The sequence below is a fragment of the Ignatzschineria ureiclastica genome (genome assembly GCF_003121845.1).
Classification (GTDB): Bacteria; Pseudomonadota; Gammaproteobacteria; order Cardiobacteriales; family Wohlfahrtiimonadaceae; genus Ignatzschineria; species Ignatzschineria ureiclastica.
This window is the reverse complement of the sequence record NZ_QEWQ01000003.1, coordinates 148,331-171,262: the sequence shown is the minus strand read 5'-3', so window position 1 is coordinate 171,262 and position 22,932 is coordinate 148,331. Positions and strand designations below refer to the sequence as shown.

General features: G+C 41.4%; 26 protein-coding genes. 23 read left to right on the top strand and 3 right to left on the bottom strand.

All coding sequences use genetic code 11. From position 1 onward, the window contains the following. The first annotated feature begins 2 nt into the window (after nt 1-2). From DC083_RS04715 to DC083_RS04700, 4 genes are all read left to right on the top strand, one after another. Nucleotides 3-518, top strand: a complete 516-nt coding sequence (locus DC083_RS04715) for an IS630 family transposase (protein ID WP_109189093.1) — start codon at nt 3-5, stop codon at nt 516-518. Nucleotides 519-676: 158 nt separating this feature from the next. Continuing rightward, nucleotides 677-1,645, top strand: a complete 969-nt coding sequence (locus DC083_RS04710; protein ID WP_109189092.1) for a DNA cytosine methyltransferase — start codon at nt 677-679, stop codon at nt 1,643-1,645. Then, on the top strand, nt 1,635-2,690 hold the full coding sequence (locus tag DC083_RS04705) for a HaeII family restriction endonuclease (protein ID WP_109189091.1): 1,056 nt from the start codon (nt 1,635-1,637) through the stop codon (nt 2,688-2,690). Before DC083_RS04710 ends, DC083_RS04705 begins: the two co-directional genes overlap by 11 nt. Nucleotides 2,691-2,695: 5 nt before the next feature. Beyond that, entirely contained in the window at nt 2,696-3,001 is a 306-nt protein-coding gene (locus tag DC083_RS04700) for a hypothetical protein (RefSeq protein ID WP_109189090.1), read from the top strand. On the opposite strand, the gene DC083_RS10365 is transcribed toward DC083_RS04700, so the two are convergent. Together DC083_RS10365 and DC083_RS04690 are read right to left on the bottom strand one after the other, a co-directional pair. After that, nucleotides 2,994-3,308, bottom strand: a complete 315-nt coding sequence (locus tag DC083_RS10365; RefSeq protein WP_373296747.1) for a transposase — start codon at nt 3,306-3,308, stop codon at nt 2,994-2,996. The two genes, DC083_RS04700 and DC083_RS10365, sit on opposite strands and share 8 nt — an antisense overlap. A 44-nt stretch (nt 3,309-3,352) precedes the next feature. Then, nucleotides 3,353-3,700: an IS630 transposase-related protein gene (locus tag DC083_RS04690; RefSeq protein ID WP_109189088.1), complete on the bottom strand. Its 348-nt coding sequence runs from the start codon at nt 3,698-3,700 to the stop codon at nt 3,353-3,355. Nucleotides 3,701-3,928: 228 nt separating this feature from the next. Here DC083_RS04690 and DC083_RS04685 point away from each other — a divergent pair, with 228 nt between their 5' ends. Both DC083_RS04685 and DC083_RS04680 read left to right on the top strand, forming a co-directional pair. Then, the gene (locus DC083_RS04685) at nt 3,929-5,209 is read left to right on the top strand and encodes a GntP family permease (RefSeq protein WP_109189087.1); all 1,281 of its coding nucleotides are present in this window, start codon (nt 3,929-3,931) and stop codon (nt 5,207-5,209) included. A gap of 134 nt (nt 5,210-5,343) precedes the next feature. Beyond that, nucleotides 5,344-6,489: a glycerate kinase gene (locus DC083_RS04680; RefSeq protein WP_109189086.1), complete on the top strand. Its 1,146-nt coding sequence runs from the start codon at nt 5,344-5,346 to the stop codon at nt 6,487-6,489. 135 nt (nt 6,490-6,624) lie between these two features. Here DC083_RS04680 and DC083_RS04675 read toward each other — a convergent pair whose 3' ends face one another. Beyond that, nucleotides 6,625-7,047, bottom strand: a complete 423-nt coding sequence (locus tag DC083_RS04675) for an ACT domain-containing protein (protein ID WP_157954893.1) — start codon at nt 7,045-7,047, stop codon at nt 6,625-6,627. A gap of 237 nt (nt 7,048-7,284) precedes the next feature. Here DC083_RS04675 and uvrC point away from each other — a divergent pair, with 237 nt between their 5' ends. The 17 genes from uvrC (at nt 7,285) to plsX (ending at nt 22,927) form a co-directional block, all read left to right on the top strand. Next, nucleotides 7,285-9,102: an excinuclease ABC subunit UvrC gene (uvrC, locus tag DC083_RS04670; protein ID WP_109189084.1), complete on the top strand. Its 1,818-nt coding sequence runs from the start codon at nt 7,285-7,287 to the stop codon at nt 9,100-9,102. A gap of 272 nt (nt 9,103-9,374) precedes the next feature. Further along, entirely contained in the window at nt 9,375-10,754 is a 1,380-nt protein-coding gene (locus DC083_RS04665) for an MATE family efflux transporter (RefSeq protein ID WP_229822463.1), read from the top strand. A gap of 64 nt (nt 10,755-10,818) precedes the next feature. Next, entirely contained in the window at nt 10,819-11,319 is a 501-nt protein-coding gene (gene tsaE, locus DC083_RS04660; protein WP_229822461.1) for a tRNA (adenosine(37)-N6)-threonylcarbamoyltransferase complex ATPase subunit type 1 TsaE, read from the top strand. 169 nt (nt 11,320-11,488) lie between these two features. Next, complete coding sequence (gene apbC, locus DC083_RS04655; protein WP_109189083.1) at nt 11,489-12,592, top strand: iron-sulfur cluster carrier protein ApbC; 1,104 nt, start codon at nt 11,489-11,491, stop codon at nt 12,590-12,592. 107 nt (nt 12,593-12,699) lie between these two features. Continuing rightward, nucleotides 12,700-13,266, top strand: a complete 567-nt coding sequence (gene dcd / locus DC083_RS04650; protein ID WP_109189082.1) for a dCTP deaminase — start codon at nt 12,700-12,702, stop codon at nt 13,264-13,266. A gap of 70 nt (nt 13,267-13,336) precedes the next feature. Beyond that, nucleotides 13,337-14,125 (top strand): type I methionyl aminopeptidase, encoded by a 789-nt coding sequence (gene map, locus DC083_RS04645; protein WP_268248491.1) that lies wholly within the window; start codon nt 13,337-13,339, stop codon nt 14,123-14,125. Nucleotides 14,126-14,372: 247 nt separating this feature from the next. After that, nucleotides 14,373-15,575, top strand: coding sequence for an FAD-dependent monooxygenase (locus tag DC083_RS04640; RefSeq protein WP_109189080.1), 1,203 nt, complete (start codon nt 14,373-14,375; stop codon nt 15,573-15,575). A gap of 175 nt (nt 15,576-15,750) precedes the next feature. Beyond that, nucleotides 15,751-16,962, top strand: coding sequence for a UbiH/UbiF/VisC/COQ6 family ubiquinone biosynthesis hydroxylase (locus tag DC083_RS04635; RefSeq protein WP_109189281.1), 1,212 nt, complete (start codon nt 15,751-15,753; stop codon nt 16,960-16,962). 16 nt (nt 16,963-16,978) lie between these two features. After that, nucleotides 16,979-17,230 carry a hypothetical protein gene (locus tag DC083_RS04630; protein ID WP_109189079.1) on the top strand — a complete coding sequence of 84 codons (252 nt, stop codon included), beginning with the start codon at nt 16,979-16,981 and terminating at the stop codon, nt 17,228-17,230. Between the two features lie 10 nt (nt 17,231-17,240). Next, on the top strand, nt 17,241-17,528 hold the full coding sequence (locus DC083_RS04625; protein WP_109189078.1) for a cell division protein ZapA: 288 nt from the start codon (nt 17,241-17,243) through the stop codon (nt 17,526-17,528). A 517-nt stretch (nt 17,529-18,045) separates the two neighbouring features. Beyond that, nucleotides 18,046-18,456, top strand: coding sequence for an HIT domain-containing protein (locus tag DC083_RS04620; RefSeq protein ID WP_026878152.1), 411 nt, complete (start codon nt 18,046-18,048; stop codon nt 18,454-18,456). Between the two features lie 45 nt (nt 18,457-18,501). Beyond that, entirely contained in the window at nt 18,502-19,665 is a 1,164-nt protein-coding gene (locus tag DC083_RS04615; protein ID WP_109189077.1) for a YihY/virulence factor BrkB family protein, read from the top strand. A gap of 201 nt (nt 19,666-19,866) precedes the next feature. After that, nucleotides 19,867-20,316: a YcgN family cysteine cluster protein gene (locus DC083_RS04610; RefSeq protein WP_109189076.1), complete on the top strand. Its 450-nt coding sequence runs from the start codon at nt 19,867-19,869 to the stop codon at nt 20,314-20,316. 111 nt (nt 20,317-20,427) lie between these two features. Further along, the gene (moaC, locus tag DC083_RS04605) at nt 20,428-20,907 is read left to right on the top strand and encodes a cyclic pyranopterin monophosphate synthase MoaC (protein ID WP_109189075.1); all 480 of its coding nucleotides are present in this window, start codon (nt 20,428-20,430) and stop codon (nt 20,905-20,907) included. 72 nt (nt 20,908-20,979) lie between these two features. Beyond that, entirely contained in the window at nt 20,980-21,495 is a 516-nt protein-coding gene (locus DC083_RS04600; RefSeq protein WP_109189074.1) for a YceD family protein, read from the top strand. Between the two features lie 75 nt (nt 21,496-21,570). Further along, the gene (rpmF, locus tag DC083_RS04595; RefSeq protein WP_026878149.1) at nt 21,571-21,765 is read left to right on the top strand and encodes a 50S ribosomal protein L32; all 195 of its coding nucleotides are present in this window, start codon (nt 21,571-21,573) and stop codon (nt 21,763-21,765) included. Nucleotides 21,766-21,880: 115 nt separating this feature from the next. Further along, nucleotides 21,881-22,927 carry a phosphate acyltransferase PlsX gene (plsX, locus tag DC083_RS04590; protein WP_275667282.1) on the top strand — a complete coding sequence of 349 codons (1,047 nt, stop codon included), beginning with the start codon at nt 21,881-21,883 and terminating at the stop codon, nt 22,925-22,927. Nucleotides 22,928-22,932: the final 5 nt, after the last annotated feature.

Sequence of the window (22,932 nt, the reverse complement as noted above, 5' to 3'; positions counted from 1 at the left end):
GCTTGAAATCTCCTGATAAAAGGCGATCTTTTTTAAAACGTTGGTATAAGTATTTTTCAAATAATAGACCGATAGTCTACATTGATGAAACTGGATTCGATTCAACAACGCAACGGGATTATGGAAGAAATAAAAGAGGCTCTAAAGTCTTTGATTATCAGAAAGGGACAAGAAGTATTCGCACCTCTTTAGTCGCAGGTTATCTTGATAAAAAATGTATTGCTCCTATGCTGTTTTCAGGTTCTTGTAATAGTGAGGTATTTAATACGTGGTTTGAAGAGCAACTTATTCCTGAGTTGCCTGGGAATAGCGTAGTAGTACTTGATAATGCTACCTTTCATAAAAGCGATTATCTTAAAGAAATCTCATTAAAGCACCATATTACACTATTATTTCTTCCGCCATACTCCCCTGACTTGAATCCCATAGAAAAGCTCTGGGCTAACCTTAAACGTTTTTGGAGAAATCACTCAACACTTAACTTAGACCAAATGATTTTACAATCGGGATTTATTTAAAAATGACTATACATAAAGGAATACAAAGGTGCTTGCCCCCGAATCTGTAAGTATTGTGAGTGTAAATAATTATCATAGCACCTTGAAAAGCGCTATAATAGCGCTATTATAGCGCTATAATAATAACGATACGTTTTGCGCTGAAAGGAGATAGATACATGAACTGGGATAATTTCAGATTCATAGACTTATTCGCTGGAATTGGCGGAATAAGATTAGGCTTTGAGTCTGTTGGTGGTCATTGCGTGTTTTCATCTGAATTCGATGAGGACGCTTGTAAAACATATGAAGCAAATTTTGGAGAACATCCGTCTGGAGATATTACAAAAATTGAAGCGCAGGATATTCCGGACTTTGATATTCTTTTGGCTGGTTTTCCTTGCCAAGCCTTTTCCATTATAGGAAAAAAAGAGGGCTTTTCTAATGAAACTTGTGGAACGCTGTTCTTCGATATTGAACGAATACTGAAAGAGAAACGCCCACCAGCATTTATGCTCGAAAATGTCAGAAATCTTACCGCACATGATGGTGGGAATACCTTTAGGGTAATTAAGGAGCATCTTGAGAATTTAGGCTATCATGTGTACGCAAAAGTGCTGAATGCCTTAGATTATGGTGTTCCTCAAAAAAGGGAACGAATTATCATAGTTGGTTTTCTGGATGATGTAAAATTTGTTTTTCCAGACCCAGTGCCGGATGAAAAAAAGCAAAAGCTTACTGATATTCTCGAACAAGATGTAGATGAGAAATATTATGTTCGTGATGCTATTCGTGAATCTCGACTTGAACGCTTGAAAGATAAAAACTATCCTAAACCTTACATTTCTCACGAAAATATGGCTGGTTCAATTACCCCCCATCCATATTCCTCGGCACTAAGAGCTGGCGCATCAGCTAACTATATTCTAATTAACGATGAGCGTAGACCTACCGAAAGAGAAATGCTAAGAATTCAAGGATTCCCCGATACATACAAGGTTGTGGTATCTTACGGAAAAGTAAAAAAGCAGTGCGGGAATTCTGTTGCTGTTCCAGTTATTAAAGCTGTCGCAGGACAAATGATGGTAGCCCTCAAAGAATACGAAGCTAATAAACAATTAAACGGAGGTGGAAACAATGCCAAATAGAAACGAAGCAAAGGAAGCATTGGATGCAGTTATCCGCAAGTCTAGAGTTCATTTGTACAAGCCAATACAGATTGCAGAAATTCTCTATCGTGACCGTACAAGACAAGATATCAACTTGCTTAATCTTGAGGACTACCGAACGAAAAGCAAAAAATGGCGTGACGATGTATGTCAGGTTCTACTCGGACGGGTATGCACAAGCAGTGCAAAGTTCCAAGATGATCTTTTCAACGATACTGCTATCCCACCAGTACTTGTTAATGAGCTTGGAAAAGAAAACCGAAGAACCAATGGTGCTGTCGAAGCGTATATTTACAGGCGTTTTACAAATAAACACAGTCAGTTGTCTGACGCATTGAATTATTGCTTAGAAGTCAAGAAGGAAGATTTTAGCGTAAAAAGATTTATTGATTCTTTCCGGCAGGAGCCGGGGCTTAAACGAAGCCTTGATAAAATTTACGAAATCATCGTTTACGCTTTGTTTTCCACATTGGTAGAAACATTAAAGTTGCAGGTAGAAGTGTCCGTTGATTCCGAAAACTTTGAGATTTTAGCTGAATTTGTAGATTTCGCTAAGATGATTATGTGCATCGACTTCTCTAATCCGAGTTATATCCAAGATGCTAAAGTTTATCGTGTGGGTGTGACTAATGCCGCCGACCGTGGGTTGGATATGTACTCTAACTGGGGACCAGCTATCCAAATTAAGCACTTGAGCTTGGATGTTGAATTGGCTGAAAATATTGTTAACAGTGTATCCAGTGATCGTGTTGTAATTGTTTGCAAGGATGCAGAGAGAGCAATTATTGTTTCGCTTCTCACTCAGATTGGATGGCGCAGTCACATTCAGAGTATTGTAACAGAAAACAACTTGATTGAATGGTATGAGAAGGCATTAAGAGGAAAGTATGCTGATATTATGGGCGATAAACTTCTTTGGTGTCTTTGTGAAGAAATAGCAGAAGAATTCCCCTCTGTTGATACTGTTCCGGATATTCTCAAAAACAGACACTACGAAAAAATTTCAGATCCATTTTGGAGGTAAGCAAAATGAGAAAGGATGAATTCAAAGAATGGCTGTCTACACGCATTAAGAAAAAGCCAATAAGTGACTGCATGAGTCGATGCAAAACAGTCGAACAGGCATTACAAATTGACTTGGATGAAGAATTCTCTTATGACAAAGGAAACCGTCTAATTAACAAGATGCAGTATTCTATTGCAGATGAACGAGCAAAAAAGGAAGCCCCTGCGGAATTTCATTTTAAGGAGAATGCCAACATCCGATTCCGTATGGCGGATTTGAAGTCAGCAGTAAACAGATACTTTGAGTTTTGTAAGGACACCTCTAAATAATTGGTACACCAAAGATCACTTTTAATTGAGATTTACGGTGAAATCTAGCGTTATCCATGACGATAACGCTATTTTTAGGAAGTTCTGGCAGTAACTGATTTGCAAACCAATACTCAAAAAAATCACTATCCATTGTTCCCTCATATTGAAAGGGAGCTATTAATGTTTTTCGATTAACAAGACCCGCTACAAGACTTGTCCTGCGGAATCGTTTACCGCTTATAAGACCTTCGATTTTAACACCTTTTGGGGCTCGGCCATGTGTCCGATAAAGATATTGGTCAAACCCAGTCTCATCAAGATAAATAATCTTATCTTTTGATATTTCCTCTAACTCTTTTAAAAATTGGTCTACTTTTTTTGATCTTGTTCACGATAGGTTGTGCTTTTCTTTTTACGTCTCAAACCAAGCTTAACAAGCATTTCGTGAATAGAGGATGTTGCGCATTGGAAAACCTCGGCAATTTCATAGAGATAAGCATCAGGGTGTTCTTCCATATAAGCTTTGAGTTTTACTGGATCGATCTTTTTAAAATTACGTTGCCGAACGGGATCTTCTAAAGAACCCTCAGCAAGTTTTTGTCGCCATTTTTTAATGCTTGTTGGAGATACATTAAATAAACGAGAGACTTCAGCCATACTTTTACCCTCATCAAGAGCTTCTAATATACGTTTTCTAAATGAAATTTCGTATGCCATAAATTCCTCATATTATTTAAATATTCTTAATCGAAGTATACCACGGTTTAAAACCGATTTAACTATAAAAAATTTTGGAGAAATATTTTGTTATTAATCAAATAATAAATTGGGAAAGGCGCTGTTTAAGATTGAGTGTGCTATGTTAAACCTTAATTGATACGGGGGCTGATTGGAAGCCGATGAATCAAGGTGGAATATATTGGGCATTGAAAAGAGGGCTTGGCTATGACAGTAACACTGATGGGCGCACTCATTGCGCTGATTTTGGCAATTATCTTAATTTTAAAAAAGGTCCCGCCGGTATATGGGATGTTGATAGGTGCTTTTGTCGGAGGATTTATTGGATTAATTACACAATATTCATTAGATCAAGCCTTGGTCTCTACGGTGGATATTATGATGCAAGGGGCTCAGGGCATTATGCCGGCAGTGTTGAGGATTATTGCGGCGGGCGTATTAGCCGGTGTCCTGATTGAATCGGGCGCAGCTCTTATTATTGCTGAAACGATTATTCATAAAGTGGGGGAATCTCGGGCGTTATTAGCGCTCATTCTAGCGACGGCTATTTTAACAATGTCTGGGGTTTTTATTGACGTGGCGATTATTACGGTAGCCCCTATCGCGTTAGCAATTGGACACAAGGCTAATTTATCCAAAATGGCCATTTTACTGGCAATGAGTGGTGGCGGTAAGGCGGGGAATATTATGTCGCCGAATCCCAATAGTATCGCGGTGGCAGACTTTTTTAATTTGGAATTGACAAGTGTAATGGCCGCAGGTGTGATTCCGGCGTTATTTGGGATCCTTGTGACTGTTTTTATTGCTAAAAAGTTGGTTAAAAAAGGAAGTGCAATTCAAACGCAGGATTTAACCACGATCGATAATAGTCGCTTACCCAATTTTTTCTGCGCTATTTTAGGCCCTTTAGTGGCTATTGGTCTTTTGACATTGCGCCCTTTAGCGAAGATTAGTGTTGACCCGATGATTGCATTACCGATTGGCGGATTAGTGGGGGCGATTGCGATGGGGAAAGCGAAAGAGCTCAATCGTTACGTGATCTCAGGATTAAGTCGAATGTCTGGCATTGCGATTATGTTATTAGGAACGGGGACGCTCGCCGGGATTGTCGGTTCTTCAGAGTTAAAAACAGCGATGGCAAGCATTATTCACGCGATTAACCTACCCGATTATATGTTAGCACCTATGTCCGGTGCTTTTATGGGATTAGCCACTGCCTCAACCACAGCCGGCGCGGCGGTTGCTTCTGCTTCCTTTGGGCAGACATTATTGGGCTTAGGTGTTTCGGCATTAGGCTCGGCAGCGATGATTCAAGCCGGAGCGACGATGCTAGATCATATGCCACACGGCAGCTATTTCCACGCAACCGGCGGTGCTACCAATATGGAGATGAAAGAGCGCTTAAAATTAATTCCTTATGAATCGTTAGTTGGGTTTACCTTAGCCGCCTTTTCAACCTTGATTTTTGGGGTCTTTGCCCTCTTTTAATCGCTGCATTACTGACTGCAAGATAAACGTATCTAAAGATTATTAGAAGCGAATCAATAACGGATGGACAGAGAATGAAAAACTCAAATAGCCGCAAAGATCAGCTATTGAGATGAGAAATAGAGAGGAATCGTATGAAAATTGTTATTGCCCCTGATTCATTTAAAGAGAGTTTAACGGCGATTGAAGTCGCTAATGCAATTGAACAGGGATTTAGCGAGATTTTCCCGGAAGCAAGCTATATTAAAATTCCAGTGGCAGATGGCGGGGAGGGAACCTTGCAAGCGCTCATTGATGCGAAGCAAGGCACATTAATCGCTTGTGAAGTAGAAGATCCTTTAGGGCGCATTATTACGGCACATTATGGTTTAACACCGGAGGGACTTGCGATTATTGAGATGGCTACGGCAAGTGGATTAGCTTTACTCACGACCGATGAGCGAGATCCTAGAATCACGACCACTTATGGTACTGGGGAATTAATCAAAGATGCCCTTAATCGTGGTGCGAAGAGTATTATGCTCGCGATTGGGGGAAGCGCTACCAATGATGCCGGCAGTGGAATGCTACGGGCTTTAGATGCTCGGTTCCTGGATCAAGCAGGTAAAGAAGTAGAAGGCGGTGGTATCGCTTTAAAATCGGTGGCAAAGATTGATCTTGCTGCTTTTGATGCTCGTATTGAGGATACGCATTTCTTGATTGCTTGCGATGTGGATAATCCTTTAACCGGTGCGCGAGGTGCTTCGGCTATTTTTGGCCCACAAAAAGGGGCAACACCGGAAATGGTCACTGCTTTAGATGAAGCTTTAACTCACTTTGCGAAAGTGACCGCTTCAACGATAGGAATGGATTATGCCGATCGATTAGGTGCAGGCGCTGCTGGCGGATTAGGATTTGCAGCGCTGGCTTATTTAGAGGGAGAACTGCTTCCCGGCATTGATCTTGTGATGGAGATTGTTGAGCTTGAAAAATATCTATTAGAAGCCGATCTAGTCATTACAGGAGAGGGAAAGATTGATGGGCAGACGGCTTTTGGCAAAACGCCGATGGGAGTTGCGCAATTAGCGAAACGGTATCATAAACCGGTGATTGGGATTGCCGGTGCATTAGGATCGGATGCGGACGCGGTATATCCTTATGGCATTGATGCTATTTTCACGATTACCCAAAGACCAGAAGCGCTCGAAAAAGCGCTATTGGAGAGTAAGCAGAATTTGGTGCGCACAGCGAGAAATATTGCGAAGCTCTATCAATTAGCACAAATGAATACTCTGCGATAATCACAATGATTACAATAATGCCGGTAGAAATACGCTAAGCTACACCGCTCTGATTGAACACTGCTCTAATTGAACAGTGAATTGACTAAACAGAGAATGGATTGAATAGAACCACGAGCTTAACAGCCAACCGATTTAATGAGCGTTAATACCTTGAATCTTTCGTTGAAGTGCTGTGATAATCTCAAGGGCGATATGGGCATCAGGCTTATTGATCAGCACATAGCTATTATAGATGGTATGAACGGGTTTAATACCAATACCGGCTTTAGCCAGCGCACTTGAGATAATGGCAGTTAGGCCTGTACTGATCGGTTTAAAAGGAACATTGAGGGTGATTTTGCAATATTCGCCCTCATATTTTAGGAAATTGTTATCTGCTTCTTCTTTGCGTAGAATGAGCGTAATTCCCTCAGCCTCTTTATAAAAGGCGAGAGGATCGAATCCTAATACCTTAAGAAGAGAATGATCAGCAAGACCGACATAGACGTATGTTTCACTTGAGAGTACGGGGTCAATATTTTGTAATACATCTTGTAGTGAGTTTCTATGTGACATAGGTTGGGCCTCTTGTTTGATCTGTCCTTTAGTTGCACGAGGTTGATAATATATCATTGAACGAGATTTAGATAGTAGCTTTCTATAGGCTAACTGTGTGATATTTTCTTCTGTAAAAAGCTATTAAAAAAGTTAATTATTTGAATAACAAGCGTATATTTGTGATAAATAAATATTTATAGTTGTTGAATATTTTTTACATTCATAAGTAATTGATCGTCACTGAATGAGAAAACTATGGCATTTGATGCAGACCACTTTTTAAAAAATGCACCCACGACTTCCGGCATTTACGTGATGCGCGATAGTGCGGGCGATATCATCTATGTTGGAAAAGCAAAGAATCTTAAAAACCGCCTGACTAGCTACTTTAAGACTAAAAATCTTCCCCCCAAGACACAAGCGCTAGTGGCCAACATTGATTCTATTGAAACGACACTGACAGCCACTGAAAAAGATGCGTTAGTGCTTGAGAGTAATCTGATTAAAGCGCATCGCCCCCGTTATAATGTGCGTTTAATTGATGATAAGAGTTATCCTTATATCTATCTCTCAGATCATCCTTTCCCTCGTTTTAGCTTCTATCGGGGAGCCCGTAAAAAACGGGGGCGAATGTTTGGGCCATATCCCTCTTCATTAGCGGTGAAAGAGACGCTCAATTTGATGAAGAAAGTTTTTCGGGTGCGGGAATGTGAGGATAGTTTTTTTGCCAATCGCACGCGCCCTTGTTTGCAATATCAGATTCAGCGCTGTAGTGGCCCTTGTGTCGAGAAGATTTCTCAGCAAGATTACCAAGAGAGTGTGGATGAAGCAGTGCTCTTTTTAACCGGTGAATCGCAAAAATTGGTAGATCACCTTATTGAGAAGATGACGCAGTTGAGTCAATCGAAGGCTTTTGAAGAGGCGGCTATTGTTCGGGATCAGATTCAATATATTCGGGAGATTCAAGGGCGAAATCTAATGGAGGAGAGTCACGATTCCTTAGATATTATTGCTTATGCTGAAGCGGCTGAATTGGTCAATATTGAAGTGATGACAATCCGTGATGGCCGAGTGCTCGGTACTCGGGCTTACTTTCCTAAAGTGCCAAGCGGTACGCCGGCAGAAGAGGTGATGGAGGCTTTTGTCAGCCAATATTATGGCGAACACCGTCTTCCCCCTCGAACGATTATTCTCAATAAAGCCTTACCGAAAGAGGAAGAGGGTTGGCTCGTCGCAGGGCTTGCCGAGATTAGTCCTTATGCAGTACAGCTGCAATATAGCCGTCATTTGCGGGGACGTAAGCGCCAATGGCTTGAGATGGTGGAGAATAATGCTGAGCATTCCCTTAAAGTGAAATTAGCGAGCCGATCTCAAGTGGAAGATCGTCTCTTTGCACTAGGCGAAGTGTTAGGATTTAATCGAGCGATTCGCCGAATAGAGTGCTTTGATAACTCGCATAGCTTTGGGGAGCGAACCGTTGCGGCGGATGTTGTCTTTACCACAGAGGGCTTTGCGAAGCAGCATTACCGGCGCTTTAATATTGAGGGCATTACCCCGGGCGATGATTATGAAGCGATGCGACAAGCCTTAACGCGGCGCTTAAAGGGCAAAGACCCGGCAGATTATCCGGATATTTTGCTTATTGATGGTGGCAAAGGGCAATTACAAGTGGCGATTGAGGTGCTCGATGCGCTCAATATTACGTCAATTTTTCTACTTGCGATCTCTGAAGGAGAGGGTAAAGTTCGAGGCCAAGATATGATCTGGCTTCGGGATAAAACACGCTTACCGTTGAGTCCACAATCTCCGGCATTTCATCTTCTCACGCAGATTCGAGATGAAACACATCGCTTTGCCATTGAAGGGCATAGAGCTCGCCGAGATAAAGCGCGCCGGCGCTCACTGTTAGAGGATATTCCCGGCATTGGAGAAGCAAGAAGAACCGCACTCTTAACGCATTTTGGTGGCTTGGAATCACTGAAAAAAGCCGCGGTGAGTGACATTGAGAAAGTGCCCGGCATTAGTAAAAAGCTGGCAGAGATTGTCTTTCAAGGATTGCGACAAGGATCATAAGAAAGGAACATCGCCCCAAATTGTATCGGGGAATACTCTTGGGCAATGACACTTGATGATATTTTTTCAGAGTATTCCCTAAACTAAGGTAAAATAGAGCCCTTTTATCAATTCTCTATTAATTCTCGCTTTATTCAATTGTTGTCTTAACAATTGTCTCATCATTGTCTTACGGTTGTAATGCGCGATGCGGATAATAGGGTGAATGAAGTGTTAGATACAGAATATAGAGCCAATTAAGAAAGAATCAATCAAGGAGTTTTATTGTGGGCGTGAGTCGCTATTTTCATTTTCAAAAAGATGAGTTGCAGATGTTATTTGCCCTCACATTACCGATTCTTATTACCCAATGGTTTTTGGTGGGAATGGGCGTAACCGACATTGCGATTACCGGCCATTATGCCGATCATACACAGGCTTCTGTGGGATTAGGGGTGATGATTTGGAATCCATTACTACTTTTTAGTACCGGTGTGTTGATGAGTGTGGCGATCTTTAGTGCCCATGAATTTGGTAAAGGCAAGAGCGAGGATGTGGCGAAGATTTGGCATAACGGGCTCTTGATTTCGGTCATTCTTATGGTGGTTGTGCTACTGGTAATGAATTTTTTCTCGGGAACACTACTACAGTGGCTACAGGTGGAAGCGGAACTCATTCCGGACTCGGTCTCATATCTACGCGCTTTGAGTGTGGGGGTGCCGGCGATTTTTGTCTTTAATAGTTTGCGTGCCGTTTGTGAGGGGGTTGCGCGCCCGGTGCCGATTACGATTGTGTGTGGTGTCGGATTTGTAGTGAATGGAATTTTAAACTATATCCTTGTTAATGGTTATGCGCCGATTGGATTACCAAGCTATGGAATTGTCGGCTCGGGGTTAGGCACTGCCTTAACTTTCTGGGTGATGCTCTTTTTATTAGTGGGTTTTACCTTTATCGATCCCCGATTACGAAGCCTGCGTTTAGTGCGTAAGTTAGAAAAGCCGGATGCGAGATTAAAAGAGATGGTGCACGTAGGGTTACCGAGTGGAGCAACGTTCTTTGCAGAAGTGGCGATTTTCTCGGCAGCTGGCTTAATTTTGGGACAATTTGGGACGGTAGTGGTGGCAAGTCATCAGATCTCTTTGGCGATTACCTCAATGACCTTTATGATTCCACTCAGTACTGCAATGGCGATTACCTCGATGATCGGTCAACGAATGGGACGAATGGATTATGAGAGTGTATTACGGGTGAGCCGAATGGGGCGCACAGTGGTGATCGCATTGATGTTAGTGACAAGCTTGATTCTTTATGGCGCCCGTTACCATATCCCACAACTCTTTAATAGCAATCCGGCGATTATTGAGATGAGCGCGGGCTTAATTATCTACTCTATCTTCTTCCAATTGCCTGATGGAATGCAGATCTCTGCCAATGGTGTGTTGCGAGGAATGAAAGATACCAAAGTGCCGATGTTCTTAGGGATCGCTTCCTATTGGTTAATTGCTTTCCCGCTCTGCTACTATCTTGGAGTGGTGAAACAGCTAGAAGCGCCCGGCGTTTGGATGGGTTTAATTGCCGGTTTAACCTTTGCTGCGATCTTCCTCAATATTCGTTTATGGTTGTTATCTAAAAAATTACCGACAGATCAAGCGCCGATAAAGTTAGGGCAATAATGATATGAGCGTAACAAGGTTAGTATTACGGGGAATGTAATAAGACGGATAGGATGGCAGAAAAATGATAGAAAAAATGGATGAAATCTCACAAAAGACAGCAATGCAATGGGTCTTCTCTTCAGAAAAAGAGACTGATTTATGGGCAAAAACATTGGCTAAATGGTTACAAAATTTAGCGATTACCGATTGTAAAATCTATTTAGAGGGGCAGTTAGGGGCAGGTAAAACCGCCTTTTCCCGCCACTTTATTCAAGCGTTAGGTGTTAAGGGGGCGATTAAAAGCCCAACCTATACATTAATCGAACCTTATGAATTGCCGGCGCTGACGGTGCTTCACGCCGATCTCTATCGCCTTGCCTCGCCGGTGGAGCTCTTTGATTTAGGATTATTAGAAGAGAGTGGTATTTGGCTCATTGAATGGCCGGAGAAAGGGGCGGGTGTTCTGCCGGAAGCGGATATCGTGTTAAAACTAGCTCGGGTAGGTGAGGAGTTGACGGTGACTAGTGAAGCGCGCACAGACTTAGGTCAGCAGTTGATGGTAAAAGTCGCAGAGGATTGGTAATCGTGATTACCAAGAGTGATTCACAATAGTGATTCGACATTGTCAGATTGAGAATGAATAAATCAGGGGTAAATGGTACTAGTGCGAATGAAGCATAGATGAAAATGAATTTATCCCTGAATGAGTGATAGAATAGAGAATCAAAAATAGAGTAGTGCTAGAGGTAGAGATGAAAATTACAAAGGATGTTGTTGCAGGGATTATTGGTCAAGAAGTTGATCGCTATTTGGGAATGGATTTACGCTCAGCGGGTTGTGTGAAAGCAATTGAAATCGATGATGCGCAAAAGAAGATTAGCGTGCAGATCGTCTTAGGGTTTTATGCCAAAGCCCATAGCGAAATGATCCAAACCAGATTAAGTACTTTAATAAGTCAAGAGACAGGTTACAGCGCAACAGTAACCGTTGAGAGCAAAGTAGTCGCGCATAAGGTGCAAGGACAATTGCACGCAATGGCCAATGTGAAGAATATTATTGCGGTGGCTTCAGGTAAGGGCGGTGTGGGTAAATCTACGACTGCCGTTAATTTAGCGCTCGCGTTACAGCAAGAGGGCGCAAGTGTGGGGATTTTAGATGCGGATATCTATGGTCCTAGTCTGCCAACAATGCTCAATACTCACGAAAAACCGGTATCTCTCGATGGTAAATCGATGGAACCTATTATGGCGCAAGGTTTACAGAGTAACTCGATTGGTTATTTGATTGCACAAGCCGATGCTGCTATTTGGCGTGCGCCGATGGCGGTATCTGCTTTAACACAGATGCTTAAAGAGACTGCGTGGAAGGAGCTCGATTATCTCATTATCGATATGCCACCGGGAACCGGTGATATTCAATTAACATTGGCACAGCAGATTCCGGTTGCCGGCAGTGTGATTATCACAACGCCTCAAGATATTGCGTTATTAGATGCCCGTAAAGGGATCAATATGTTTGAGAAAGTGGGCGTGCCGATTCTGGGTATTATTGAGAATATGAGTTTTCATATCTGTAGCCAATGTGGTCACGAAGAGGCGATCTTTGGTACTCTAGGGGGTGATCATTTAGCAAAAGAGGCGAATGTTGCATTGCTTGGACAGATGCCACTTGATATCTCAATTCGTCAAGAAGCAGATCGTGGCGCACCGACAGTGACCGCCGGCGGCCCATTAGCAGATCGTTATCGTGAGATGGCGATTAAGATGAGTGCCATTTTATCTTTAAGAGAGCGGGATCGAATGGCGGGTTTCCCGAAGGTCGTTGTACAGCAATCGCAAGGTAAAGAGCTGAAATAGAATCTGTATCCACTGCGCGATTGTAGAATAGGGCAGTGGTTATCAAGATGAAATAAGATTGAAGAAAAGTGCATAGAATAGACACGTACAGAATAAAAGGATAGAGAATGTCAATAAAAGCAGATCATTGGATTCGGGAACAGGCAGAGAAATATGGCATGATCGAGCCTTTTGAGCCCGGACAAATTCGGAAAAATGAGAAGGGTCGGATTATTAGCTACGGCACATCAAGTTATGGTTATGATGTGCGCTGTAGCAATGAGTTTAAGATCTTTACCAATATTAATTCAAGCATTGTCGATCCTAAAAATTTCGATGAAAATAGCTTTGTTGATGTGGTTTCAGATGTCTGTATTATTCCCCCCAATTCATTTGCACTGGCCCGTACTGTTGAGTATTTCCGTATTCCTCGTTCTGTGTTGACCATTTGTCTAGGGAAGTCTACCTATGCACGTTGCGGTATTATCGTGAATGTCACACCATTAGAGCCTGAATGGGAAGGGCACGTTACGCTTGAGTTCTCTAACACAACGCCACTTCCGGCGAAGATCTATGCCGGCGAAGGTGTTGCGCAGATGCTCTTTTTAGAATCTGATCGTGAATGTGAAGTTTCATATAAAGACCGAGGGGGCAAATACCAAGGTCAAACAGGTGTTACTCTACCACGCACATAACAATATGCTCATAGACCTGTTTATAATGGCAAACTGATAGCAACGATAGGGATTAATAGTAAACCTATTTATTAGGAGAAAAGAAAGGAACGATATGTCACAAATTTTTATTAAAGATGCACAGCAAATTGAAGGTATTCGTAAGGCCAATCAAGCGGTTGCGAATCTTTTAAAGCGAATTAAGCCTTATGTAAAACCCGGCGTTACCACTAAATCACTCGATGAACTCATTCACAGCTGGATGTTAGAAGAGGGTTTAGTCTCGGGAAGTCTTAATTATGGCCATCCGCCATTCCCAGGTGCAACGTGTATCTCAATTAATCATGTGGTATGTCATGGGATCCCGGGTGATCGCGCGCTGAAGGAGGGCGATATTGTCAATATTGATATCTGTCTTTCTAAAGATGGTTATTTTGGAGATAGTAGTCAAATGTTCTGCGTGGGAGAGGTTTCTATTTTAGCGCAGCGTCTTGTGGATGTAACTTATGAATGTATGATGCTTGGTATTGAAGTGGTAAAACCGGGCGTGCCTTTCCGTGAAATTGGACGGGTGATTGAGAAGCATGCACATGCGCATAATTATTCCGTGGTTCAAGATTTCTGTGGTCATGGCGTGGGGTTAAGTCTACATGAAGCGCCTCAAGTATTGCACTATGATTCGCCGATGGTGCGCGATATTATGGCGCCGGGTATGATCTTTACCATTGAACCGATGATTAATGTGGGCAAACCGGGCGTTAAAGTGCTCAATGATGGTTGGACAGCGGTTACGAGAGATCGCTCACTCACAGCACAGTGGGAACATGCGGTCTTAGTGACTGAAACAGGCTATGAGATTTTAAGTTTACCGACAGAGTAGGTTGATCTATTCAGGCTGATGGATCAGAATGCAATGTGACTAGGGTAAATAGGTAATGACACTGAGGTAATGACATTGCTAGGATGAATGGAAGCGTATGATTCTTATAGGGATTATCACGCTTCTATTGTTATGGAGTGAGAGATTTCTACTAGGCATAGCGAATAGAAATCAAAAAGATAAATATGGGCTTTAATTGTGATGTGTCAATATCCGATGGAGGAAGATCGTTACAATAGAGCGATATATGATAGATCTAAATAGAGTGAGAAATTGGAAGATGGAAGGGTTAGAGAAGCGTATTTTAATTTCAGGGGCTGGACCGATAGGTCTCTCTTTTGCATTAGGGTTGCAAAAGAGTGCATTATCAATTGTCGTCGTGGATCAACATAAAAAGCCCACAGCTGCTCTTTTAGAGCAAGATACGAGAATGATTGCGCTCTCTCATCGCTCTGTGAAATTTCTTGAGTCCATTGATCTATGGCAGGCGCTTAAACCTTATGCAACTCCCATTGAGAGTGTGCATGTTTCTGAAAAAGGCTATGCTACAAAAGTAGAGCTTTACGCCTCTGATCATCATTTAGAGGATTTTGGTGCACTGATTCCGCTTGGGCGCCTAGTATTAGGAATGCATGAAGCAATTGAAGCCTGTGATAACATCGTTTACTTAGATGAAACGCGTCTTACCGATTATCAAGTAATAGGCGATAAAGCAGAATCAGTTTTGCAATCGCCGAGCGAAAAAGAGACCGATATTTTTGATTGGATTATTGCAGCAGAAGGCATGCATTCTCACTTACGGATGCTCTCTGGTATTGAGTCTTACCATACTGATTATGATCAAGTGGCGGTTATTGCGCGCGCACGTTTTAGTAAACCGCATCATAATATGGCATATGAGCGCTTTACGAGTGATGGGCCATTAGCTTTATTGCCTATTGGTAGTCATGAAATGGCAGTAGTCTTAATTGCAGATCGTGCGGATAAAGAGATGTGGGAAACAGCCTCTAATGAACGATTTGCCGATGAGATTATCTATCGTATCGGTTATGAATTAGGCGATGTAGAAGCGGTGACAGATCGACATGTATGGGAGCTATCTCTTATGATCCCTAAAACTGTCTGCAAACCCTGTTTAACACTGATTGGCAACAGTGCACATTCGCTGCATCCTATTGCTGGACAGGGTCTTAATTTAGGTTTTCGAGATTGTGAATTATTACTGCCTTATTTTGCAGGAGGCAATATTCCAACTTTAGAGACGCTTAAACCTTATCAAAAAGATCGCCGGAAAGATGTAGTGAAAGTCGTCGGTGCGACTGATTTCCTGGTACGAGGCTTTGGGATCGATATTCCGATTGCGCCACATATTCGTAATGTGGCATTGCGCTTAGTCAGCCATTTACCCCCTCTAAAGAAACGGATTGCCCGTTTTGGCATGGGGTATTAGAGAATATCAGGGAAAAATCAGTGGTGTATTAGGGTTTAGCGTAATTTTTTTAAAATAACGATTTCAGAATGATGCGCTTAGAATGGAGAATTCAAAATTCTGGCTTCAAAAATAGATAAGAGTGATTGTGCTTGATGAATAAGCATTCATAAATAAAAGAGTCGAGGTGTTGATGATGAGTAACCGATTTGATGTCATTATTAATGGCGCAGGATTAGTAGGGTCAAGTATTGCAATTGGTTTGGCAAAAGCCGGAATGAAGGTTTTAGTGATTGAATTTCATCCTCTTGCGAAGCTCTATCCTACAGAGGATTACGGTCTGCGCGTGTCGGCTTTTACACCGTCAAGTAAGAAATGGTTGCAATATGTGGATGCTTGGGATGGATTGCAACATACAGGTCGCGTGACACCGTTCTTACATATGCATGTGTGGGATGAAGGTGGCCGAGGAGAATTGACCTTTGATGCACAAGGCACCGGCTCTGATGCTTTAGGTTGGATCATTGATAATGAAGCAACGCAAGGTGTGCTACTTGATCGTGCACAAAAATTGGGAAATTTGACGATTTTGGATAGTACAAAATTAGAATCCTTTGTGCGTAAAGGAGATCTCGTAGAAGTAACACTGAGTAATGGTGATACTTATGAAACGGAATTAGTCGTTGGCGCAGATGGTGGACGTTCATTAGTGCGAGATTGGGCGAATATTCCGACAACAGGTTGGAGCTATGGGCAGAAAACTATTGTAGGTCAAGTTCGTCCTGAAAAGAGTCATGAAAATAGCTGTTGGCAACGATTTTTAGAAAATGGACCGTTAGCACTTCTACCGCTCAGTGATGGCCGTTGTTCACTCGCCTGGCATACCACTTTCGAAGAGGCAGATGAGTTATTAGCTTTATCGCCAGAAGCATTTTCTGAACGGTTAACGAATGGTTTTGAAGGGAAATTTGGTAAAATTGAAGTTGCAGGTGAATTAGGGGCTTTTCCACTTCGTTTAAATCATGCGCAACATTATGTGCGAGCAAATTTTGCCCTTGCGGGAGATGCGGCACATTCGATTCATCCGCTAGCAGGATTAGGGGTCAATATTGGCTATCTTGATTCGGCCACTTTGGTTGAGGAGTTAATCAATGCTAAAAAAGCAGGGATTTCGCTAGGCGATATGACCATTTTAAAACGTTATGAGAAACGCCGAAAAGCCCATAACTTATTGATTATGGGCTCTATGGATCTCTTTAAACGTAGCTCTACCAGTAAATCTGGGCTCGTAAAAGGTGTTCGAAATCTCGGATTATCGGCAGCGGATAAGCTTCCTTTTGTGAAAAAACGCCTTGCAAGAATGGCAATGGGGTATTATGGAGATATTCCAAGTTTTGTTAAACCATAAAAGAGGGAATTAGATCGTGTCAGAGACAGTAAAAGCGGCATTTGATATGCTTGAAAAAAAGATCCTCGCGCTCGGGACTAAAAAAAATGAGTTGAAAGTAGCATTACAAGAAGAGAAAGATCGTAATGTGGCATTGCAGGCAGATATGGCCGCTTATAAACAGACTGTAGAGCAAGAGAATAGTCGACTTATCGCCGATAATGCGCTCTTATCTGAGAAACTCAATAAATTGATTTCTCGTGTTGAATCGATGCAACAAAATATGTAGGAGAGAGAAAATGAGCGAAACAGTTGTAGTACCTATTCGAATTGCCAATGAAGAGTATCCAATTAGTAGTCCGGCTTCTGAGGTAGACGTCTTAAAAGAATCTGCAGCAAGATTAGATGCAGAGATCAGTAAATTACGAGAGAAAGGTCGCCTCTCTCTTGAGAAAGCGGCTGTCATGGCCGGTCTTATTATTGCGAGTGAATTAATTCGTACAGAGAAAGGATTAGCACTTGCAGATTTTAAGTTTCGTGAGCAGTTAATGGCATTAAGTAAAACGGTCGATCAGTTTCAAGAGTAGTACTTTATACTTAAATAGTACTTAGATCGTATCCAAATAGCATCTAAATAGTGTAGGCGCTATTCAGATGACTAAAATGCTTAGGGATAATTTGTAGATCATTTGAAGAGTATCTGAAGATGATATGAATACCCACTTCAGAGAAGAATCTCTTTTGAAAAACTTCAAAAGAGATTTTTTTATATGTGATCTATCTCACATAATATCCTATATCTATTTGATTCTTGTTTGATTTTACTTAAATTATTAATCATAATAAAAAATAGATAACGGCTATAGATTGACTATGGTTGTGATAGATTCGCGATCATTAACCTTGTTATTGGGCACTCTGGACGGGTGATATGAAGTACTATTGATTGTACATTGGTGTTTTTAATAGTAGAAAAATAGGTTTAAATAAGGGATATTAGCTTCTCTGTTATTTATAACAATGATAACTAAGATCACCAAAGATAACGACTAAAGATAATAAACAAATATAACAATCAATGATAACAACTAAAGGAAAAGTGTAATGCAGTTAAATGAAGAGTTAGCAAAAAATAGCCGTTTTGTCACAGATCTACCTTTATGTGAAGTGCGTATTCAAAATGAAGCACGCTTTCCTTGGATTATTTTGATTCCAAAGCGGGACAATGTGGCAGAAATTATTGATCTCTCAATTGAAGATCAGGAGCAACTTCTGAAAGAGCTACGGATGGCTTCAAAAGTGATGCAGAGTGCATTTAATGCCGATAAACTGAATATTGGCGCACTTGGAAATATTGTTCGCCAATTACATCTGCATGTGATTGCGCGTTATGAGGCGGATCTTGCTTGGCCAAATCCTGTCTGGGGATATTTTGAATTAAGCACGCAATATGCTTCAGATGCCTTAAGTCGCCGTATCGCTTTAATCAAAGATGCATTCGATGAACTCGCGTAGAATTTTACTTTAGATTCCAAACGCTTTAACGAACAACATCCATTTATGAAAGCAATTATCGAAAAATTAGAAGCTTGGCTTTGGTCAAAAGAGGGACCCTGTTTTCTTTTTCGGCGCATTATTCAAATTATCTATCGCCTTGCGGTTCAATATGAGCAAGCAAACTTTAAAGAGCGAGCGCAAGCATTGACCTATACGACAATGCTCTCAATCGTGCCGCTATTAGCGATTACCTTTTCGATTTTAGCTGGATTTGGTGTGCATAATGAGCTTGAGCCCTTAATGCTTAAAGGGCTAGCCTTTTTAGGGGAGCAAAATGCAACTGATTTTGTCAATCTCTTAGTTGGCTTTGTAGAGAATACGCGAGGCGTGATTCTTGGGGGAGCGGGATTTGTGGTATTACTCTATACTGCAATTAACCTAATGACGACAATTGAATCCGCATTTAATCGCATTTGGCGCGTAGCAAAAGGGCGCTCTTTGCGGGAGCGAATCCTCAATTATGTGGTTGTGATTTTAATTGGGCCGATCTTCGCTTTTCTTGCTTTCTCATTCCTTTCAAGCTCTATTGTATTGCGAGTGAGTGGCTTTGTCTCTAATCCATTGATTAACTTTCTATTGGGCCAAGCCTTTACAATTGGCGTTGTGACCTTTGTGATTTGGCTGGGTTATATCTTCATTACTTATCGTAAGGTTGATCTTATCCCTGCGCTTATCGGGGCATTAATTGCTTCAAATGCTTGGTATTTTATCGGAAAACTCTTTACCTATTTTGTAGTGATGTCCGGTAAACAATCACAAATCTATTCAGGTTTTGCCAGTGTTGTACTCTTTATTATGTGGATGTATCTCTCTTGGTTGATTGTTCTAGTGGGAAGCCAAATTGCTTACTATTTGCAGTTCCCAGAGAAAATTATTCAAGATGATGATGGGGTAGAGAAGGCGAGTCAATTAGAGGTCACGCTCTGTTTAGAGGCTAAAGATATGGATCGACAAGAGTGGTTTGTGAAGTCGATGAAGAGTGAGTCTGTTGATGTTAATGTGCCGGTCAAAAATAATAAAGTAGAATCAATCCTGACACTCAAAAAAGTGAAAGAGGAGACAGTTCATCAGATTGCCAATGCAACTGTAGTGCAAACAGTAGAAGAGATCCCTCAAGATGTCTTTACTGCAGATGAAATGACTCATTCAGAGAAGCGCCCAAGTTAGATATCCTCAAGTTAGATATTATTTGAGGATATCTCTATCCAACAAATAGAGTATCGAGAGATATCGTTGATATGTTTTCATCTCTTTTTAGCTCTTTTATTGAAATAGACTATTTTATTGCTCGTAATGATCGTTGGTCGCTTATAATAACCAGAATTTAGAGAGATTCTTACGCATAGGCAAAAGGATAGACATAGAATCATGAGAGAAAAATTTTGGGAAGCGCCGCTCGAGTCACTATCGACTCAAGAATGGGAAGCGCTCTGCGATGGCTGTGGGCTCTGTTGCTTGAATAAGCTAGAAGATGAAGATACCGGCGATATTCTCTATACTCGAGTAGCTTGTAATCTGCTTGATACCTGTCAAGGAGGCTGCCGGGAGTATCCCATTCGTCATCAATATGTACCAGAATGTATCTCACTACAATTAGTGGATATTCCACAATTAGCGTGGTTGCCTCAAAGTTGTGCTTATCGGCTACGTTATGAAGAGAAAGCGCTTCCGAGCTGGCATTATCTCTTATCGGGAGATCGGACTTTAGCGAGAAAGAGGAGTGGAATGGCGAATTTAGCTTTAATTCACGAAAGTGAAATGGATGCGGAGTGTGATCTAGAAGATTACGCAGTAGAGATACCGATAGCAGTGTTGTAATGGATCGACAGCAGATGGAGTTATGAGGATTTTCCAAGTGGCATAGGCTATAATAGAAAAGTGATGAGAAACGTCATAGAAGAGAAATGTCATAAAAAAGAGGGGAATAGAATGGGGAAATCACAATTAACACATTTGAATGCGGCTGGTGAAGCCCATATGGTCGATGTTAGCGATAAAGCTGTTACGAAACGAGTGGCCCTTGCAACCGGTTCAATTACGATGAATGAGGAAGCATTTACTGCATTAGTTGAAGAGAAAGTTTCTAAAGGTAATGTACTCGGTATTGCCCGTATTGCTGCGATCCAAGGTGCTAAAAAAACGTCGGATCTCATTCCTCTTTGTCACCCTCTTCCACTTACAAAGGTGAATGTAGAGTTTGCCTTAATAGAGGCTGAACGTAAGGTGATTGCTGAGGTTGAGGTCTCGACAAATGGTGTAACTGGAGTTGAAATGGAAGCTTTAACTGCAACATCGGTTGCCTTATTGACAGTTTATGATATGTTAAAGGCTATTGATAAACGGATGGAGATTTCATCGATTGCCTTACTTCGTAAACAGGGTGGCAAAAGTGGTGATTTTGTCCGTTAGCGAACGGATTTATTGCAAAAAAATATGCAATAGATTAATATATCCCTCTTTATTTAGAATTGATGGTGTTCTTTGAATTACTCTACATTATCCATATGGCAAGCCATTGAACATGGTTATGTGGTCGAAAATGACCATTTACCGAGTAAGTTCTTTCCTCGATTAGAGGCAGCAGTTGCAAAGGTCAATGGTGATATTGTGTTGTCATTTAGAGCAGGTCTCGATGAAAATCAACATCAGAGTATTATCGGTACAGCATCTGTAAATGTTGACGTGGAGTGTCAGCGTTGTCTTGAACCTTTCCCACTTGAAGTGGAAGTTCAATTCCGTTGGATTCCTGTAAAAAGTGAATATGAAGCAGAGCTTGTAGGTGATGATGCCGATGTGATTATCGTTGAAGAGGCTGATCCTATCGGCTTTCTTTATCATGTAGAAGATGAGTTATTAATGGCATTGCCGATTATTCCTTATCACGAAGATGATGAACCTTGCGCAGGTCGGGATTTTCTAAAGAATCAGGAACATCCGGAAGAAGAGGATAAGAAAAATCCTTTTGCTATCCTGACAGATCTATTAGACCAAAAGTAATTGCAACAATGGATTAAATGAAATTCACTGTTGTTTCTACCACTTAACAGAATTTGTATTTTAGGAGTTGTTAACATGGCTGTACAAAAATCGAAAGTAACCCGTTCAAAAAGAGGCATGCGTCGTGCGCATGATTTCTTAACTGCTCGTCCTGTGAGCATTGATAAAACTTCTGGTGAAACTCATTTACGTCACCACGTAACTGCAGATGGTTACTACCGTGGTCGTAAAGTGATCACTAAAAATGAACAAGTTATCGATCAAGAGTAATCCTTGTTGATTTAGGATCGATAGACATTTATCGAAAGACCTACGCATATATCTTAAATCGAAGATAGCGTAGGTTTTTTATTATTAAATAGGAAAATGAAGTAGGAATTGCAAAGTGATTAAGAATCATCAGGTGCAAATTAAACTCGCTGTCGATATGATGAGCGGTGATAATGGCGCTCAAGAATTTTTGCCGGCCGTTGTGAGTGCCCTTAATGTACATGATAACCTTTCTGTGTTAGCGATTGGTAAAAGTGAAGAGCTGTTACCATTGTTAGAGAAAGAATCTCTTTTTAAATCAGGAAGAATTACCTTAATCCCCGCAACAGAAGTGGTGGAGATGGATGATGCACCGCAAAGTGCATTACGTAATAAAAAAGATTCATCTATGCGGGTTGCGATTGATTGTGTTAAAGATGGTCGAGCGGATGCGGCTATGTCAGCCGGAAATACGGGTGCCTTATTAGCAACTGCTAAATTTGTGCTGAAAACGTTACCTGGCATTATGCGTCCGGCAATCTGTACTTCAATTCCTTCTTTAAGAGAGCGGGGATTTGTTCATCTGTTAGATTTAGGGGCAAATGTGGATGTGACACCGGAGCACCTTTATCAATTTGCAAAGATGGGGGCGCTACTCTCTTCAGCAGTAAGCGGTGATCCTGAGCCTAAAGTATCACTCATGAATATCGGTACAGAAGCGATGAAAGGAAATGAGTTAGTTCGCGGTACGGTACCTCTTATGGAAAATTCAGGGCTTAATTATATTGGTTTTACAGAGCCAGATGGCATTTTCTTTGATGATGTAGATGTGATTGTCTCAGATGGTTTTACCGGTAATATTGCGCTTAAGACTTTAGAAGGAACGATTAAAATGATCGTGAGCCAACTCTCAAGTTCATTTAAGCGTAATCTTTTTACAAAATGTGCGGCAGTGGTATCGCTTCCTGTAATCAATGATTTGAAAGTAAAGCTCGATCCTCGCAAACATAATGGTGCGAGTTTATTAGGATTACGTGGTATTGTGGTAAAATCCCATGGCAATGCTGACCGAGTCTCTTTTCAAAATGCAATAGAGATTTCGGTGAAGCTCGTGGAGCAAAAGATCATTGAGAAGATGCGTAAACAATTTGAAACTGCGGAGATAAAGCAGTCGGAAGAATAGGTTAG

Coding starts and splice junctions, on each gene's coding strand:
- DC083_RS04710 (WP_109189092.1), top strand. CDS start 677: ATGAACTGGGATAATTTCAGATTCATAGACTTATTCGCTGGAATTGGC.
- DC083_RS04705 (WP_109189091.1), top strand. CDS start 1,635: ATGCCAAATAGAAACGAAGCAAAGGAAGCATTGGATGCAGTTATCCGC.
- DC083_RS04700 (WP_109189090.1), top strand. CDS start 2,696: ATGAGAAAGGATGAATTCAAAGAATGGCTGTCTACACGCATTAAGAAA.
- DC083_RS04690 (WP_109189088.1), bottom strand. CDS start 3,700: ATGGCATACGAAATTTCATTTAGAAAACGTATATTAGAAGCTCTTGAT.
- DC083_RS04685 (WP_109189087.1), top strand. CDS start 3,929: ATGACAGTAACACTGATGGGCGCACTCATTGCGCTGATTTTGGCAATT.
- DC083_RS04680 (WP_109189086.1), top strand. CDS start 5,344: ATGAAAATTGTTATTGCCCCTGATTCATTTAAAGAGAGTTTAACGGCG.
- DC083_RS04675 (WP_157954893.1), bottom strand. CDS start 7,047: ATGTCACATAGAAACTCACTACAAGATGTATTACAAAATATTGACCCC.
- uvrC (WP_109189084.1), top strand. CDS start 7,285: ATGGCATTTGATGCAGACCACTTTTTAAAAAATGCACCCACGACTTCC.
- tsaE (WP_229822461.1), top strand. CDS start 10,819: ATGATAGAAAAAATGGATGAAATCTCACAAAAGACAGCAATGCAATGG.
- apbC (WP_109189083.1), top strand. CDS start 11,489: ATGAAAATTACAAAGGATGTTGTTGCAGGGATTATTGGTCAAGAAGTT.
- dcd (WP_109189082.1), top strand. CDS start 12,700: ATGTCAATAAAAGCAGATCATTGGATTCGGGAACAGGCAGAGAAATAT.
- DC083_RS04640 (WP_109189080.1), top strand. CDS start 14,373: ATGATAGATCTAAATAGAGTGAGAAATTGGAAGATGGAAGGGTTAGAG.
- DC083_RS04635 (WP_109189281.1), top strand. CDS start 15,751: ATGAGTAACCGATTTGATGTCATTATTAATGGCGCAGGATTAGTAGGG.
- DC083_RS04625 (WP_109189078.1), top strand. CDS start 17,241: ATGAGCGAAACAGTTGTAGTACCTATTCGAATTGCCAATGAAGAGTAT.
- DC083_RS04620 (WP_026878152.1), top strand. CDS start 18,046: ATGCAGTTAAATGAAGAGTTAGCAAAAAATAGCCGTTTTGTCACAGAT.
- DC083_RS04615 (WP_109189077.1), top strand. CDS start 18,502: ATGAAAGCAATTATCGAAAAATTAGAAGCTTGGCTTTGGTCAAAAGAG.
- DC083_RS04610 (WP_109189076.1), top strand. CDS start 19,867: ATGAGAGAAAAATTTTGGGAAGCGCCGCTCGAGTCACTATCGACTCAA.
- moaC (WP_109189075.1), top strand. CDS start 20,428: ATGGGGAAATCACAATTAACACATTTGAATGCGGCTGGTGAAGCCCAT.
- rpmF (WP_026878149.1), top strand. CDS start 21,571: ATGGCTGTACAAAAATCGAAAGTAACCCGTTCAAAAAGAGGCATGCGT.